This is a genomic window from Flavobacterium sp. (assembly GCF_030146175.1).
GTDB lineage: Bacteria > Bacteroidota > Bacteroidia > Flavobacteriales > Flavobacteriaceae > Flavobacterium.
Map to the genome: position 1 here is coordinate 20963 of NZ_JASLCE010000032.1, position 16615 is coordinate 37577.

14 protein-coding genes and 1 tRNA gene are annotated in these 16615 nt (G+C 40.7%); all 15 read left to right on the forward strand.

What is annotated here, in order from left to right:
- Positions 1-4: 4 nt before the first annotated feature.
- A complete protein-coding gene (locus Q1R07_RS03640; protein ID WP_300486132.1) occupies positions 5-349 on the forward strand; it encodes an FtsL-like putative cell division protein in 345 nt (114 codons plus the stop codon).
- A complete protein-coding gene (locus Q1R07_RS03645; protein WP_300486106.1) occupies positions 340-2340 on the forward strand; it encodes a penicillin-binding protein in 2001 nt (666 codons plus the stop codon). Before Q1R07_RS03640 ends, Q1R07_RS03645 begins: the two co-directional genes overlap by 10 nt.
- Positions 2337-3800 carry a UDP-N-acetylmuramoyl-L-alanyl-D-glutamate--2,6-diaminopimelate ligase gene (locus Q1R07_RS03650; RefSeq protein ID WP_300486108.1) on the forward strand — a complete coding sequence of 488 codons (1464 nt, stop codon included), beginning with the start codon at positions 2337-2339 and terminating at the stop codon, positions 3798-3800. Before Q1R07_RS03645 ends, Q1R07_RS03650 begins: the two co-directional genes overlap by 4 nt.
- A 4-nt stretch (positions 3801-3804) precedes the next feature.
- A complete protein-coding gene (gene mraY, locus Q1R07_RS03655; protein WP_300486109.1) occupies positions 3805-5034 on the forward strand; it encodes a phospho-N-acetylmuramoyl-pentapeptide-transferase in 1230 nt (409 codons plus the stop codon).
- Position 5035: 1 nt separating this feature from the next.
- On the forward strand, positions 5036-6367 hold the full coding sequence (gene murD, locus Q1R07_RS03660) for a UDP-N-acetylmuramoyl-L-alanine--D-glutamate ligase (protein ID WP_300486110.1): 1332 nt from the start codon (positions 5036-5038) through the stop codon (positions 6365-6367).
- 20 nt (positions 6368-6387) lie between these two features.
- A complete protein-coding gene (locus Q1R07_RS03665) occupies positions 6388-7674 on the forward strand; it encodes an FtsW/RodA/SpoVE family cell cycle protein (protein WP_300486112.1) in 1287 nt (428 codons plus the stop codon).
- Positions 7675-7699: 25 nt separating this feature from the next.
- Complete coding sequence (murG, locus tag Q1R07_RS03670) at positions 7700-8794, forward strand: undecaprenyldiphospho-muramoylpentapeptide beta-N-acetylglucosaminyltransferase (protein ID WP_300486114.1); 1095 nt, start codon at positions 7700-7702, stop codon at positions 8792-8794.
- Positions 8795-8818: 24 nt separating this feature from the next.
- Positions 8819-10174: a UDP-N-acetylmuramate--L-alanine ligase gene (murC, locus tag Q1R07_RS03675; protein WP_300486116.1), complete on the forward strand. Its 1356-nt coding sequence runs from the start codon at positions 8819-8821 to the stop codon at positions 10172-10174.
- A gap of 7 nt (positions 10175-10181) precedes the next feature.
- Positions 10182-10907 carry a cell division protein FtsQ gene (locus Q1R07_RS03680; protein ID WP_300486118.1) on the forward strand — a complete coding sequence of 242 codons (726 nt, stop codon included), beginning with the start codon at positions 10182-10184 and terminating at the stop codon, positions 10905-10907.
- Between the two features lie 3 nt (positions 10908-10910).
- Complete coding sequence (gene ftsA, locus Q1R07_RS03685; RefSeq protein WP_300486120.1) at positions 10911-12320, forward strand: cell division protein FtsA; 1410 nt, start codon at positions 10911-10913, stop codon at positions 12318-12320.
- 12 nt (positions 12321-12332) lie between these two features.
- The gene (ftsZ, locus tag Q1R07_RS03690) at positions 12333-14306 is read left to right on the forward strand and encodes a cell division protein FtsZ (protein WP_300486122.1); all 1974 of its coding nucleotides are present in this window, start codon (positions 12333-12335) and stop codon (positions 14304-14306) included.
- A 158-nt stretch (positions 14307-14464) separates the two neighbouring features.
- Positions 14465-14911, forward strand: coding sequence for a GatB/YqeY domain-containing protein (locus Q1R07_RS03695; RefSeq protein WP_300486124.1), 447 nt, complete (start codon positions 14465-14467; stop codon positions 14909-14911).
- Between the two features lie 48 nt (positions 14912-14959).
- Positions 14960-15036, forward strand: a tRNA-Arg gene (locus tag Q1R07_RS03700).
- Between the two features lie 304 nt (positions 15037-15340).
- Positions 15341-16129, forward strand: a complete 789-nt coding sequence (locus Q1R07_RS03705) for a hypothetical protein (protein ID WP_300486126.1) — start codon at positions 15341-15343, stop codon at positions 16127-16129.
- A 254-nt stretch (positions 16130-16383) separates the two neighbouring features.
- On the forward strand, positions 16384-16615 hold a 232-nt coding region (locus Q1R07_RS03710), incomplete at its 3' end, for a hypothetical protein (RefSeq protein ID WP_300486128.1).

Genomic DNA, 16615 nt, shown 5'->3' on the forward strand with positions numbered 1-16615 from the left:
CATGATGAAAGAAGGCGTATATAGTTTGTTAAAAGCAAAGTTCCTGATTAGCGATGATGCGTTGAAAAATTGGCGCTTTATCGTTTTTCTGATTTTATTGGCTATGATAATGATTGCCAATTCACACCGATACGAACAGAAAACATTTCAGATAACCGAGTTGACAAACGAGGTAAAAGAATTGCGATCCGAGTTTGTGGATCGCAGATCGGAATTGATGGAGCTCAAAATGGAATCCACAATATCGGCTGAAATGGAAGAAAAAGGAATTCAGCCGTCATCGGTTCCGCCGAAAAAGATAAAAGTTAAAGAAGAAGAAAAGAATATTCTAAAAAAAATATGGCAGTAGAAGATAAAAATATCTCTTACCGAATCTATCTGGTAGCCTTCGCGATTTTCGTGATGGCTATTTTCGTTGCTATAAAGCTAACGAATATCCAGTGGGTGGAAGGAGAATATTATCGAAAACTGGCCAAAGAGCGTACGGTTAAAAACTTTGTCATTCCGGCGAATAAAGGAAATGTGTATTCGGCCGACGGAAGCTTACTGGCGACCTCAATTCCGAATTACACGATTCGCTTCGATGCGGTAGCGCCCAAAAAAGAAGATTTTGACAAAAATGTAAAACCGCTTGCGGATTCGCTTTCCGGATTATTGGGGAAACCGTCGAGTTATTTTCAAACCGAACTGCGCAGAGCTCGTGCCAACAAAAACCGCTACTATCTGTTAGCGCGTAAGCTAAGCTATACGCAATATATGAAAATGAAAAGCTTCCCACTTTTTAATCTGGGTTCCTATAAAGGTGGAATGATCACCGAACAGAAAACGGTACGCGAACATCCAATCGGGAAAATTGCCGAGCGAACCATTGGTTATGAACGTCAGGATGAAGGTGGAAAAGAAACACGAGTGGGAATTGAAGGTGCTTTTGGAGCGTATCTGAATGGAAAAGACGGTCAGCGTTTGATGCAGAAAATTGCCAAAAATCAGTGGAAACCGATTAGTGATAATAACGAAATAGAACCACGCGACGGTTACGATATCATTTCAACGATCGACGTGTATATTCAGGATATCGCGCACCATGCGTTGTTAAAACAACTGGAATTATACGAAGCCGATCACGGTTGTGTGGTGGTGATGGAAACGAATACCGGTGAGATCAAAGCGATTTCCAATTTAGGAAGAACCAGCGACGGTAGTTATTACGAAACGATCAACTATGCGGTGGCCGAATCGCACGAACCGGGATCAACTTTTAAACTGGTGGATCTGATTGCATTACTGGATGACCGAAAAGTAGATACCAGCAAAGTATACGATTCCAAAGGGGGTGATATTACGTATTACAACCGTCACGTTCGCGATTCCAAAAGAGGCGGATATGGAAAAGTTAGCCTGGCCAAAGGATTTGAAGTGTCGTCAAACACCGTAATGGTTCAGGCCGTTTACGACAATTATAAAGACAATCCGCGCCAGTTTGTAAACCGTATCAACAACCTTGGATTGGATCGTCCGTTAGGATTACCGTTTAAAGGAGAAGGAAAGCCGTTTATTCCGCAACCGGGCGAAAAAGGATGGTCGGGAGTGGCTTTACCATGGATGGCTTTTGGTTATGGTGTTTCGATTACACCGTTGCAAACGTTAACGCTATACAATGCCGTAGCGAACAACGGTGAAATGGTAAAACCGCAATTTGTAAAAGAAATCAAAGAATGGAATAAAACCATCAAAAAATATGATAAACAGGTGTTGAATCCAAAAATCTGTTCGGATGAAACCCTTAAAAAAGTACATGCCATTCTGGAAAATGTGGTAAAACGCGGAACGGGCTCCAAATTGTATTCAAAAGATTTTTCGATGGCCGGAAAAACAGGTACCGCTCAGGTGGATTACCATAAAGGCGACGGACAAATGTATTATGCCTCGTCGTTTGCCGGATATTTTCCAGCCGACAAGCCGAAATATTCCTGTATCGTAGTGGTGCACAAACCGAATACGTCAAAAGGATTGTATTACGGAGCCGATGTAGCCGGACCGGTTTTTAAGCGAATCGCGCAAAAAATATTTACCGATGTGCCATCGACAAACGAAGTGAAAAAATTAAACCGCAAAATCCTGAATCAGGAACAAAGCTATGCGGCCTATTATGATAAAGTTCAGAAAAAAGAAAACATCGTACCGAATGTGAAAGGAATGACTGGAATGGATGCGGTGGCGTTGTTGGAAAATTTCGGACTTAAAGTGAAAATAAAAGGAATAGGAAAAGTAAAACAACAGTCCATTTTACCGGGACAAGCCTTTACGAAAAACCAAGTAATAACATTAGAATTATCGTGACAGCCCTAAAAAACATATTATATAAAGTAGCGATCGAAGCGGTAAAAGGCACGACCGAAGTATCGGTTGGCAAAATTGAATTCGATTCCCGAAAAATAGAATCGGACGATGTATTTGTTGCGATCAAAGGAACCGTTTCCGACGGACATGATTTTATTGAAAAAGCAATCAGCCTGGGTGCGATAGCGGTAGTTTGCGAAGTAGTGCCGGAAACAACCCATGACGGAATTACCTATGTTCAGGTAGAAGATACGAGTTTGGCCTTAGCCTATATGAGTGCAAACTATTACGGTGATCCGTCGGCCAAATTAAAACTGGTTGGTGTTACCGGAACGAATGGGAAAACAACCATTGCGTCCTTGTTATATCAAATGTTTAAAAAGGCCGGTTATAAAGTTGGATTACTGTCAACCGTAAAAATTTTAGTCGATAATAAAGAATATAAAGCTACACATACCACACCGGATTCATTAACGATCAATCACTATATGAATGAAATGGTCGAAGAAGGTTGTGATTACTGTTTTATGGAAGTGAGCTCGCATGGGATTCACCAGAAACGTACCGAAGGGTTGCATTTTACCGGAGGCGTTTTTACCAACCTGTCGCACGATCATTTGGATTACCATCCGACATTTGCGGAATACCGCGATGTTAAAAAATCATTTTTTGACAACCTACCAAAAACCGCTTTTGCGATTACCAATATCGATGATAAAAACGGTCCGGTGATGTTGCAAAACACCAAAGCTAAAAAGCGTACCTACGCCCTAAAAACCTACGCGGATTACCGGGCGCAGATTTTAGAAAACCAGCTTTCCGGTTTGTTGCTAAAAATAAACGAACAGGAAGTATGGGTTCGCTTAATCGGTTCGTTTAACGCCTATAACCTTTTGGCTATTTATGGCGTGGCAATCGAATTGGGGATCGAAAGTCAGGAGGCATTGCGACTGTTAAGCGAACTGGAAAGTGTTTCCGGACGTTTTCAGTATATCGTATCCGCGGGAAATATCACCGCGATTGTGGATTATGCGCATACGCCCGATGCCTTAGAAAACGTATTAAAAACGATAGAAGATATCCGTACCAAAAACGAACAACTGATCACGGTTGTAGGATGTGGCGGCGATCGCGATACCACCAAAAGACCAATTATGGCGAACATTGCTTCAACAATGAGCGATAAAGCCATTTTTACGTCCGATAATCCGAGAAGTGAAAAACCGGAAGCCATTATCGATGACATGGAAAAAGGAGTGGAACCGCAAAACTATAAAAAAACGGTATCGATTGTGGATCGCAAACAGGCCATCAAAACCGCCTGTCAGCTTGCACAACCCAATGATATCATCCTGATTGCCGGGAAAGGACACGAAACCTACCAGGAAATTCAGGGTGTACGTCACGATTTTGACGATATGAAAACGGTAAAAGAACTATTAGAACAACTTAATAAATAACCAAATGCTGTATTATTTCTTTCAATATTTAGATAAAACCTTAGATATTCCAGGAACAGGAGTTTTCCAGTATATCACCTTCCGATCGGGTTTGGCTATTATTTTGTCGCTAATGATCTCCACGATTTTCGGAAAACGAATCATCAATTTTCTGCGAAAACAACAAATCGGAGAAACCGTTCGTGAATTAGGACTGGAAGGCCAAAAAGAAAAAGCAGGAACGCCAACGATGGGAGGATTGATTATTATCTTTTCGACGTTGATTCCGGTATTTTTATTAGCAAAACTAGACAATGTTTATGTGATGTTGCTAATCGTAACCACCCTTTGGATGGGAACCATTGGTTTTATCGACGATTATATCAAGATATTTAAAAAAGACAAAGAAGGACTAAAAGGGAAATTTAAAGTTGTTGGACAAGTAGGATTGGGAATCATCGTAGGTTCGGTATTGTATTTCCATCCGGGTGTTACGGTGCGAACTGACACGGCTACCAGTAATATTTTTCAAACGCCGGGAACGACAACCATTGCTCCGGCGCCAACAGAAGAAAAATCAACAGCGACTACGATTCCGTTCTTTAAAAATAACGAATTCGATTATGCCGAATTATTAGCCTGGACGGGCGATGGCTACGAAAAATATGCCTGGTTGATTTTTATTCCGGTTGTGATTTTTATCATCACGGCGGTTTCCAACGGTGCCAATCTTACCGATGGAATCGACGGACTGGCAGCGGGAACATCGGCCATATCGGTGCTTACGCTCGGAATTTTTGCCTTCGTTTCCGGTAATATCATCTTTTCGAATTACCTGAATATTATGTATATCCCGAATTCCGGGGAAATGACGGTCTATATCGCGGCCTTTGTAGGGTCGCTCATCGGTTTTCTCTGGTACAACACCTATCCGGCAAGCGTATTTATGGGCGATACCGGAAGTTTAACCATCGGAGGGATTATTGCGGTTTTGGCTATCGCGGTGCGTAAAGAATTATTGATCCCGGTACTGTGCGGAATTTTCCTTGCCGAAAATTTATCCGTAGTAGTACAGGTGGCCTATTTTAAATATACAAAAAAGAAATACGGCGAAGGAAGACGAATCTTTCTGATGTCGCCTTTGCATCACCATTATCAGAAAAAGGGCTATCACGAAAGTAAGATCGTAACCCGTTTCTGGATTGTGGCGATTTTGTTAGCGATTTTCTCATTGGTTTCATTAAAATTAAGATAGTATGAGACTAGTAGTATTAGGAGGCGGAGAAAGCGGTGTTGGCACTGCGATCTTAGGAAAGAAAAAAGGATACGAAGTATTTCTGTCCGATTTCGGAAAAATAAAAAACAACTATAAAGAAGTGTTGATTCTAAACCAGATTCCCTGGGAAGAAGAAACCCATACGGACGATTTGATTCTGAATGCCGATGTGGTTATGAAAAGCCCCGGTATTCCCGACAAGTCACCGATTGTAAAAAAGCTAAAGGAAAAAAATATTCCGATTATCTCGGAAATCGAGTTTGCCAACAAATTTACAGATGTGGTAACGGTTGGAATCACCGGAAGTAACGGAAAAACCACCACGACCATGCTCACGCATCACCTGTTAAAACAGGGCGGATTAAATGTAGGTTTGGCCGGAAACATCGGAAAAAGTTACGCCTGGCAGATCGCCGAAAACAAATTTGAAGCCTATGTTTTGGAGTTAAGTAGTTTTCAGCTCGACGGGGTTATCGATTACAAACCGCATATTGCTGTAATCACGAACATCAGTCCGGATCATTTGGATCGCTATAATTACGACTACAGTCAATATATCGAAGCCAAATTCAGGATTACCAAAAACCAGACGGAAGACGATTATCTGATTTATGATGCCGATGATGAAGCCATAACCGACTGGCTGAGCAAAAACAAAATACGAGCAAAGAAAGTTCCTTTTTCACTCACAAAAACACTGGAAGAAGGCGCTTATATAAAAGACGATACGATTTATACCAACATCAACAACGAGACATTTATCATGCCAATAAACGAACTATCATTAGAAGGAAAACATAACGTAAAAAATGCAATGGCAGCAACTACAGTAGCGCAATTGATGCGTATCCGAAAAGCAACAATCCGCGAAAGTCTGTCCGATTTCCAGGGAGTGGAACATCGTTTGGAAAAAGTACTGAAAATACAAAATGTACAGTATGTAAACGATTCCAAAGCGACCAATGTAAATGCGACCTTCTTTGCTTTGGATAGTATGACTACGCCAACCGTATGGATCGTTGGAGGTGTGGATAAAGGAAACGATTATGCCGAATTAATGCCGTTGGTACGTGAAAAGGTAAAAACAATCGTTTGTTTGGGTGTGGATAATTCCAAAATAATCGAAGCCTTTGGTAACGTAGTGGACGTAATGGTGGAAACCACCAGCATGACCGAAGCGGTAAAAATTGCCCAGAAAATGGCCGAAAAAGGGGATACGGTTTTATTATCACCGGCTTGTGCCAGTTTCGATTTATTTGAAAGTTACGAAGACCGTGGAAAGCAGTTTAAAAACGCCGTACAAAGTCTTTAAAAAATAAAAAAAGAATAACAATGAAAGCATTATTAACCAATTTAAAAGGAGATAAAGGGATCTGGGCATTTGTGTCCCTGTTGGCCCTGTTTTCTTTTATGCCGGTTTTTAGTGCCAGTACGAACCTGGTTTATGTGGTGGGAAAAGGCTCAACGGTAGGATACCTGATGAAGCACCTGGTGCATATTTTTATCGGTTTCTGCCTGATCTATTTCGTACATAAAACACCCTACCATTATTTTAAGGCGATTTCGAAAGTAGCCTTACCGATAGTGGTGTTATTACTGGCTTATACGATGGTTCAGGGAACAACAATTGGCGGTGCAAATGCCAGTCGTTGGATTCAGGTTCCGTTTATCGGAGTCAGTTTTCAGACCTCGGCACTGGCGCTAATTGTGCTTATGGTATATGTGGCCCGCTACCTGTCGAAAATCGAAGGAAAAGAATATACGTTTCAGTCGTCACTTTTTGAACTTTGGTTGCCGGTTTTTTCAGTAATAATATTAATTTTGCCGGCCAATTTTTCCACAGCGGCCTTGATCTTTTCAATGGTGTGTATGTTGGTTTTCGTAGGGAAATACCCAATGAAATACCTCGGAATCATTATCGGTGCGGGATTAGTAGGATTGATCATGTTCGTTCTGGTTGCCAAAGCCTTTCCGGATGCCATGCCAAACCGTGTGGATACCTGGATGAGTCGTATCGAACGATTCAGTTCGGATGAACCGAATGAGGACGATTATCAGATTGAAAAAGCAAAAATTGCAATCGCTTCCGGGAAAATTTACGGATTGGGACCGGGAAAAAGTGTACAGAAAAACTTTTTACCACAATCGTCGTCCGACTTTATTTTCGCGATTATCGTGGAAGAATACGGACTGTTGGGCGGATTGGCCATTTTGTTTATGTACCTGATGCTGTTCTTTCGTTTTTTGATCACCTCGCATAAAGCGCCAACCATGTTCGGAAAATTGCTGATCGTTGGTCTCGGCTTTCCGATTATTTTCCAGGCTTTGGTCAATATGGGCGTAGCGGTGGAATTACTGCCTACAACCGGTCAGACCTTACCGTTGATCAGTAGCGGGGGAAGTTCGATCTGGATGACGTGTATTGCGATCGGGATCATTTTAAGTGTGACGAAAAAAGAAGAAGAAATCGCTCAGGAAGAAGAAAAAAAACGACAACGGGAAGAAATTTTGCAGCGCCTTATCGATAAGGAAATGGAAAAAGAAGAAGTGGTTGAAGAAGATTATTCCATCGAGACTGTGGGTGACAACCCGATGAATGCCGTTTTAAATAAAGAATAATAGTTGTAAGCAACATCAAAATAAAATGAAAGAGAACCCAAAATTCATAATTAGCGGAGGCGGAACCGGAGGACATATCTATCCGGCTATTGCTATTGCCAACGAATTGAAAGTTCGCTTTCCGAAAGCCGAAATCCTGTTTGTGGGTGCGAAGGATAAAATGGAGATGCAAAAAGTACCACAAGCCGGTTATCCGATTAAAGGATTATGGATTGCGGGAATTCAGCGAAAATTGACATTCCAAAACCTGATGTTTCCGTTAAAGCTGATTTCCAGTTTAACCAAATCATACGGGATTTTAAAACAATTCAAACCCGATGTGGTTATCGGAACCGGAGGTTTTGCCAGCGGAGCCGTATTAAAAGTCGCTGCCGGAATGAATATCCCAACCGTGATTCAGGAACAGAATTCCTTTCCGGGAATCACGAATAAATTGCTAGGAAAAAAAGCCAATGCAATATGTGTGGCCTACGAAAACCTGGAGCAGTTTTTTCCAAAAGATAAAATCCGGTTAACCGGAAATCCGGTTCGTCAGGATCTGATTTCGGTAGCCGAAAAAAGAAATGAAGCCATCGCGCATTTCAAACTCGATCCGTCCAAAAAAACACTATTGGTGTTGGGTGGAAGTTTGGGCGCCAGACGAATCAACCAGCTTATCGCAAAAGAGATCGATTGGTTGTTGGAACAAGGAGTTCAGATCATCTGGCAATGCGGAAAGCTTTATTTTGAAGAATACAAACACTTTTCTGAAAAAGAAAATGTACAGGTTTTGGCCTTTATTGATCGTATGGATTTAGTATATGCGGCGGCCGATATGGTGATTTCCCGTTCGGGAGCATCATCGGTTTCGGAGCTTTGCATCGTGGGGAAACCGGTGATTTTTATTCCGTCGCCCAACGTAGCCGAAGACCATCAGACAAAAAATGCTAAAGCGATTGTCGATAAAAAAGGAGCCTTGTTGTTAAAAGAATCCGAACTGGACAATCATTTTGAAACCACGTTTAAAGGCTTGCTGGAAAACGAAGAACAAAGAAAAGAATTAAGTGACACGATTAAACAATTGGCCTTACCGAATGCGACAAAGCAAATTGTGGATGAGATTGTCCGATTGATACGATAACCAAAAGAAATTGATTGCAGGAGCATGAATTTACCGCAAATACATAACGTATATTTTATCGGAATAGGAGGCATCGGAATGAGTGCTTTGGCCCGTTATTTTAAAAACATCGGGAAAAATGTAGCCGGATATGATAAGACACCGACGCACCTTACGGCCGAATTGGAAGAAAGTGGTATTGCGATCCATTTTGAGGATAATGTGTCTTTAATTGACGAAACTTTCCGGAATAAAGAAAATACCCTGGTGGTGATTACGCCGGCAGTGCCAAAACAGCATGCGGAATGGAATTATTTTCTGGATAACGGATTTGTGGTCAAAAAAAGAGCGGAAGTATTGGGAATCATTACCAAAGATACGTTTTGCTTCGCGGTAGCCGGAACACATGGAAAAACCACCACGTCCAGTATTTTAGGGCATGTTTTGTATGAAAGCGGTGTTGATATGACGGCCTTTTTAGGTGGAATTGTGGAAAACTATAATTCCAATCTGATTGGAAACGGAAAAACGGTAACCGTAGTGGAAGCCGATGAATTCGATCGTTCGTTTCTGCATTTACACCCGGATATCGCTTGTGTGACGTCGATGGATGCCGATCATTTGGATATCTATGGTGATAAAGCCTCGATTGAAGCTTCTTTTATAGAATTTGCGAATAAAGTAGCCGATAAAAAACAACTGTTTGTAACCAATGGCCTGCCGATCGAAGCAGTGACGGTAGGAATTGATGACGACGCACAGTTTACGGCAAAAAATATACGAATTGTAGACGGTTGGTATGTGTTTGATGTTACCACACCTACCGGAGAATTAAAAGACATCAAATTTGGATTGCCTGGAAGACATAATCTGACCAATGCTTTACTGGCGTTGGCGATGGCAAAAACCTACGGGGTTTCGGATAGCGATATTGCCAAAGCGCTGTTGAGTTTTAAAGGAGTGCGAAGACGTTTTTCGTTTCAGATTCGTAAGCCGGAGTTTGTGTATATTGACGATTATGCGCACCATCCAACCGAAATTAATGCGGTACATCAGGCGGTTCGCGAATTGTATCCGGGGAAAAAGGTACTGGCGGTATTTCAGCCGCATTTGTACAGTAGAACCCGTGATTTTGCAGATGATTTTGCTAAAAGTCTGTCGCAATTTGACGAAATTCTGTTGATGGATATTTATCCGGCGCGGGAATTGCCAATGGAAGGGATTACCTCCGAATGGTTGTTAGGGAAAATCGAAAACAGTAACAAAAAACTGATTTTAAAAGAAGCCCTGATTCCGGCACTGGAAAACAGCGATGCACCGGTAATTGTAACGATAGGAGCAGGTGATGTAGGGGAAATGGTGCCCGATATTCGAAAAGCATTAGAAGTAGTAAAAAAATAAAAAAACGATGAAAAAAATAAAATGGACAGATGTAAGATTGGTACTCATGATTGGAGTAGTGATTTTCCTGTACTCATTTTCATCGAAGCGAAATGAAACCCGTTATCTGCAAAAAACAGAGGTTCGGTTTAAAGGTGAAAATAACCTTTTCATCACGCCTGAAACGGTTGATAACTTGTTAATACAAAATTTTAACAAAGTTACGAGCATAAGGAAAGATAAGCTAGATTTGAATAGATTGGAGCATATTCTCGACAGTAATGAAATGATAGCCAAAGCAGAGGTCTTTGCCACTATTGACGGGACTTTAGAGGCGGTCGTGACACAGAAAACACCGGTAGCACGGGTCGATGACGGAGAGCGTTCTTATTATATTGACTATGAGGGAAATCAGATGCCGTTGTCGGATAATTTTGCAGCTCGGGTTCCGTTGGTTTCAGGTGAAATAAACACCGAAAACAAAGGCAAACTGACCGAAGTACTCCGGAAAATTTATGACGATGAGTTTTTGAAAAAAAACATCACCGGAATACAAATTTTGCCCACAGGAAGTCTGATTATGACTAACCGGAATTACAATTATCAAATCCTTTTCGGAAGAACGATAAATGTTGACAAGAAATTTGACAACTATAAGGCCTTTTTTCAACATGCGATAAAAGACACCCTTATCGGGAATTATAAAACAATTAATCTGAAGTTTACACAACAAGTAGTGTGCACCAAATATTAGACTATGGAAAAAGAAAGTATTGCAGTAGGTTTGGATATTGGGACAACCAAAATTGTCGCCATGATCGGCAAGAAAAATGAGTACGGCAAATTAGAAATTTTAGGGGTTGGAAAATCCAAAAGCCTTGGTGTGGCGCGCGGAGTTGTAAACAATATTACGCAGACAATTCAATCCATTCAGCAGGCCGTTTTGGACGCTGAGGCGGATTCGGGATATAAAATCAACGATGTGGTGGTAGGCATAGCCGGTCAGCACATTCGCAGTATTCAGCACAGCGACTATATCAGTCGTCACAATCCGGAAGAAGTGATTGGTGATGCCGATATTGACTTATTGATCAATCAGGTGCACAAATTGGCCATGTTGCCGGGTGAGGAAATCATCCACGTGTTACCACAGGAATTTAAAATCGACGGACAATCGGAAATCAAAGAACCTATTGGGATGTATGGTGGCCGACTGGAAGCGAGTTTTCACGTGGTAGTGGGACAGGCGTCTTCCATCCGAAATGTGGGACGTTGTATTAAAAGCTCCGGTTTGGATTTGTCCGGTTTAACATTGGAACCATTGGCGTCGGCTGATGCGGTGTTAAGTCAGGAGGAAAAAGAAGCCGGTGTAGCGTTGATTGATATCGGAGGCGGGACAACCGACCTGGCCATTTTTAAAGACGGTATCATTCGCCATACGGCAGTAATCCCATTCGGAGGAAATGTGATCACCGACGATATTAAAGAGGGTTGTTCGATTATTGAAAAACAAGCCGAGTTGTTAAAAGTAAAATTCGGATCGGCCTGGCCGGGCGAAAACAAAGACAACGAGATTGTTTCGATACCGGGATTACGAGGACGCGAACCGAAAGAGATATCGTTAAAAAACCTTTCGAAAATCATCCACGCCAGAGTTGTGGAAATTGTAGAACAGGTTTTTGCGGAGATCAAAGCCTACGGACACGAAGATCCGAGAAAGAAACTGATCGCCGGAATTGTATTAACAGGAGGTGGTGCTCAGTTAAAACACATCAAACAACTGGTGGAATACATCACCGGAATGGACACCCGGATCGGTTATCCGAACGAGCATCTGGCCGGAAATTCCGATGAAGAAATCTCCAGCCCGTTATATGCCACGGCAGTAGGATTGGTGATGAACAGTATCCGAAATAATACGAAAAGTGCAACGCCACTGGCCGAGATTAAAAAGGAACAACCAAAAGTTGAAATCAAACCACAACCGGTTAGAATCGAACCGGAACCGGAAGAGATTGAAGAAGAAATAATAGCAGAAGCAGCGCCGTTAAAGCCAATTAATGTAAGAAATGACGTAGATTCAGAATCTACCAAAGAAAAGATTAAAAGAGGCTTTTTCGACAAATATATAGATAAGATTAAGGAATTTTTAGATAACGCAGAATAAAACCGATACGATATGAACAGCAACTCAGAATTTGGAAGCATTGCATTTGATTTGCCAAAAAACCAATCAAATGTGATTAAAGTTATTGGTGTAGGTGGCGGTGGTAGTAATGCCATTAACCACATGTTTAAACAAGGAATTAAAGGAGTAGATTTCGTGGTTTGTAATACCGATTCACAGGCATTGCAAAGCAGTTCGGTTCCGAATAAAATTCAACTTGGCGTTAACTTGACAGAAGGGCTTGGAGCCGGAGCAAATCCAGAAGTAGGACAACAGTCGGCTTTGGAAAGTATCGAGGAAATTGAGAAAATGTTGGACGTAAATACCAAAATGGTGTTTATTACGGCCGGTATGGGTGGTGGAACCGGAACAGGAGCTGCACCGGTAATCGCGCAATTGTCCAAAGAAAGAGATATCCTGACTGTAGGAATTGTAACGATTCCATTCCAGTTTGAAGGAAAAGTACGTCAGGAACAAGCCTTGTTGGGAGTAGAAAGACTTCGCAAACAGGTGGATTCGTTAATCGTTATCAACAACAATAAATTAAGAGAAGTATACGGTAACTTAGGATTCAAGGCCGGATTCTCCAAAGCGGATGAAGTATTGGCAACCGCTTCACGAGGAATCGCCGAAGTAATTACACACCACTATACGCAGAATATCGACTTAAAAGATGCGAAAACCGTATTGTCCAACAGTGGAACCGCTATTATGGGATCGGCTGTGGCAAACGGCGAAAACAGAGCGAAAGATGCGATTGTGGATGCATTGGATTCTCCGTTGTTAAACGACAACAAAATTACCGGTGCTAAAAACGTATTATTATTGATCGTATCCGGAACCAACGAAATCACGATTGACGAAATCGGAGAGATCAACGACCATATCCAGGAAGAAGCGGGCTACAATGCCAACATCATCATGGGGGTTGGTGAAGATGAATCGTTAGGAGACGCTATTGCGGTAACCATCATTGCTACGGGATTTAACGTAGAGCAACAGGCGGAAATCGTAAATACAGAGCCAAAAAAAATTATTCACACCTTAGAGGGTGAGCAAAAATTGGTTCAGGATTTATCGGCAACCGGATTTGTACCATCATTTGACTTCTCAACTCCGGTTGAAAAAGCAACGGCACAAGCGATGATCAATGATATTATTGCTGAACAACCGGAAGAAAAAATCGTTTTCGCTTTAGAAGAAGAAGTGGAAGTAGAAGAAGTATACGAAAAAAAACAACCGACGGCAGTAATTGAAGAAGAATTAGAATTGCCAACGGCAGATTTTATCAATAACCTGGATGTGTTTTTCGAAATCGTTTCACCGGTAAAAGAGGAAGCTCCGGCTCCGACTCCGGTTATGAGAGACGTTCGCGAAATTGAGGTAATCGAACCGCAGTTTGTACTGCCAAAAGTAGAAGAGCAAATTGCCTTTTCATTCGATTTGCCGGTAACAGCAGCTCAGGACAGAGTTGTTTTCGATCTTAGCAATGAAACCAAAGATATCAAAGTAAACCAACCGGTACAGGTGGTTCCGGTAACGGAAGTAAACCAGTCGGGAGTGGTGAAATACTCTTTGGAAGATTATATGGAGAAAGAAAACGAACTATTGGCTTCTAAAGCGGTTGAACCTGTAAAAGAAGAACCGGTTGCGGAAGAGTTAAACTTTACGATGCGAAAAGTAGAGCCGGCTCAGACACAATCCAGCTTCGACGAGATTTCTCCGGTTGAAATGACGATCGAGGAAACGTTGCGAATGAGAGCCGAAGAGCGCAAAAGAAAAATGAAAGAGTTCAATTACAAATTCAATAACAGCGCTTCCCGCGTGAATGAATTGGAAAAAGAACCGGCATATAAAAGAATGGGAGTCGATTTAAACGCCGCTTCTGTTGATAATAGCAAATCGCGTATGTCATTGGGAATGGATAGTAACGACGACTTACAGTTGCGTTCGAACAACTCTTTTCTACATGATAACGTAGACTAACTAACCTACATTTGAGAAACCTTTAACCCGAAATCAAACCCGATTTCGGGTTATTTTTTATATCTTCGCAAAGCATTCCGGAACAAAGAATGTCGTACAAATGGCATTTTGGAAATCACTTTTTCGGATCAATAAACGAAAATTAAACCATTAAAAATATGAGCTTACAGACTAAGATCATGGACGAAATGAAAACCGCCATGAAAGCCAAAGATACCGTAGCGCTAGAAGCCTTACGTGCCATTAAATCGGAAATTTTATTAGCGCAGACTTCCGGAACAGGTCAGGAATTAAAAGAAGAAGACGAAATAAAAATATTACAAAAACTGGTAAAACAACGAAAAGACAGTGCGACTATTTTTAGCGAGCAGGGAAGAGCGGATTTAGCAGAGCCGGAATTGGCTCAGGTTGCCGTGATCGAAAAGTTTTTACCGGCACAATTGTCTGAAGCAGAGGTAGAAGCAATTATTACAAAAATCATTGCCGACGGTGGTTTTTCCGGAATGGGAAGCATGGGACAGGTAATGGGTGTTGCTTCTAAAGAATTGGCAGGTAAAGCTGATGGAAAAACAATTTCAACAATTGTAAAAAAGCTTCTGGCATAATTTGCAAAAATCAAATCAGATTGTTTTCTTTGCAATCTGATTAAAAATGGCCGCGTAGTTCAACTGGATAGAATATCAGATTTCGGCTCTGAGGGTTGGGGGTTCGAACCCCTCCGTGGTCACCAAATCTCCAAAAGAGTTTTTCTTTTTTGGAGATTTTTTTTGTTTTATAAGTTATTGAGGTGGAAATCTTGTTGTTGAGAAATGGTGCTTATTCTGCACATTGATGTGAATAAATAGAGCGGACACGAGCAAGATGCTCGCACCAGCAGGGGTAAAAAATATGCTACAAAATAAGTGTTTTTATGACACGAAACAAAATTACAGCTCCAGCATAATCCGCTAAAAATGAATTTTTAAATCTATTTCCTTTCCTCCTTTTTGTTTGTCTTTTCGATATATTTGCAGACACCCCTAATTTATTTACCCATGAAAATATACCAGGATTTTTTTGATACGCTTAAAAAATATTTACTGCTTTTAGAAATTGATAAAAAAAAGGGGATTGTCGGATGCAATGATCAAGATATTGAAAAGCTAAAGAATGAAAAAGGCGCAATTCCTGCGGCTTATGAAGCTTATTTGAGAAGTATCGGAAAAAAATTCTTATTCGAATTTATGGATGCTGAAGATATGGCTTTTGAAAGCTTGGACTATATCAATTCTTTTGCGAATGATGTATTTAAAGAAAATGCTTTACAAATAGAAAAGGATTTTTTTGTTATTTCTGAAAGGCGAAATGACTATATTTCTCTAATCTATTCGGATGAAGAAAACCCCGAAGTATGGATTATGAGTGAGTATTGGGATGAAAAAGAGGGCGAAAATCTTTCCGTTCGAACCAATAGTTTTACAACATTGATGCTTATTTTTTTCCAACAAACGCTGCGTAATCATACGGCGAGTTTTCATTTTATTCCCAGTACGATTAAAAATAAGGAAGCTTACTTCCGGGAAAAATATCAAAACTGGCTGAACGGTTTAAAAACAATAAAAAACATCATCGATCAGTATCCAAATGATAACAATTTGATCAACGAACTAAACAGTTCCTTTTTAGATTATTATATGGCAAATGAGGACGCCATAACCGGATCTTTAAACAAATCGGAATCCGTTGAAGAAAAGGAGGCTGACATAATTACTGATCCGTCATATTTACCCGAAACAGCGAAGAAGAAAAGTTTATTTGAAAAACTAAAAGATCTTTTCGGGTAACAACAAATTTATATATAACCATTTAGTGAATGTGCAAACAAAAAGTAGCGTAAAAGTTAAGCTACATTTTATACATAGTTATTTTTTACGACATTCTTTCCTCCGCTAAATTTAAGATTTTGAACTTAACTCTAACGCCACGCTAAGTTAGCATATCCAATCTCAAGAGAACATGCAGAATTGCATTATAATAATACTCCACGACCCAATAAGAATACGTTAATGATGAGTGTAACACTAAAAGTAGTTTAAAAATGATACATAGACGTTTTATAGGTAGATTGAATGAGCCAGAAAAAATCGGCACAATAGATATATCAATTTTGAAAGCAAAATATGCAACACAATTAGCCACTCTTATCGATAGTGATGTTCTTTTGGAATATCTTGAACATTATGGCGAATCAGTTTTCATGAATGGGCTATTTTCTTTTATAAATCCTCTTGATTATGAAACATTATTAAAAGAGTTTCCAAAATTAAAAA

Bases quoted from the DNA above. Each gene is read 5' to 3' on its own strand.
- Q1R07_RS03695 (WP_300486124.1), top strand. From the start codon at position 14,465: ATGAGCTTACAGACTAAGATCATGGACGAAATGAAAACCGCCATGAAA.
- murD (WP_300486110.1), top strand. From the start codon at position 5,036: ATGAGACTAGTAGTATTAGGAGGCGGAGAAAGCGGTGTTGGCACTGCG.
- Q1R07_RS03705 (WP_300486126.1), top strand. From the start codon at position 15,341: ATGAAAATATACCAGGATTTTTTTGATACGCTTAAAAAATATTTACTG.
- ftsZ (WP_300486122.1), top strand. From the start codon at position 12,333: ATGAACAGCAACTCAGAATTTGGAAGCATTGCATTTGATTTGCCAAAA.
- murC (WP_300486116.1), top strand. From the start codon at position 8,819: ATGAATTTACCGCAAATACATAACGTATATTTTATCGGAATAGGAGGC.
- Q1R07_RS03665 (WP_300486112.1), top strand. From the start codon at position 6,388: ATGAAAGCATTATTAACCAATTTAAAAGGAGATAAAGGGATCTGGGCA.
- Q1R07_RS03645 (WP_300486106.1), top strand. From the start codon at position 340: ATGGCAGTAGAAGATAAAAATATCTCTTACCGAATCTATCTGGTAGCC.
- ftsA (WP_300486120.1), top strand. From the start codon at position 10,911: ATGGAAAAAGAAAGTATTGCAGTAGGTTTGGATATTGGGACAACCAAA.
- Q1R07_RS03640 (WP_300486132.1), top strand. From the start codon at position 5: ATGAAAGAAGGCGTATATAGTTTGTTAAAAGCAAAGTTCCTGATTAGC.
- mraY (WP_300486109.1), top strand. From the start codon at position 3,805: ATGCTGTATTATTTCTTTCAATATTTAGATAAAACCTTAGATATTCCA.
- murG (WP_300486114.1), top strand. From the start codon at position 7,700: ATGAAAGAGAACCCAAAATTCATAATTAGCGGAGGCGGAACCGGAGGA.
- Q1R07_RS03680 (WP_300486118.1), top strand. From the start codon at position 10,182: ATGAAAAAAATAAAATGGACAGATGTAAGATTGGTACTCATGATTGGA.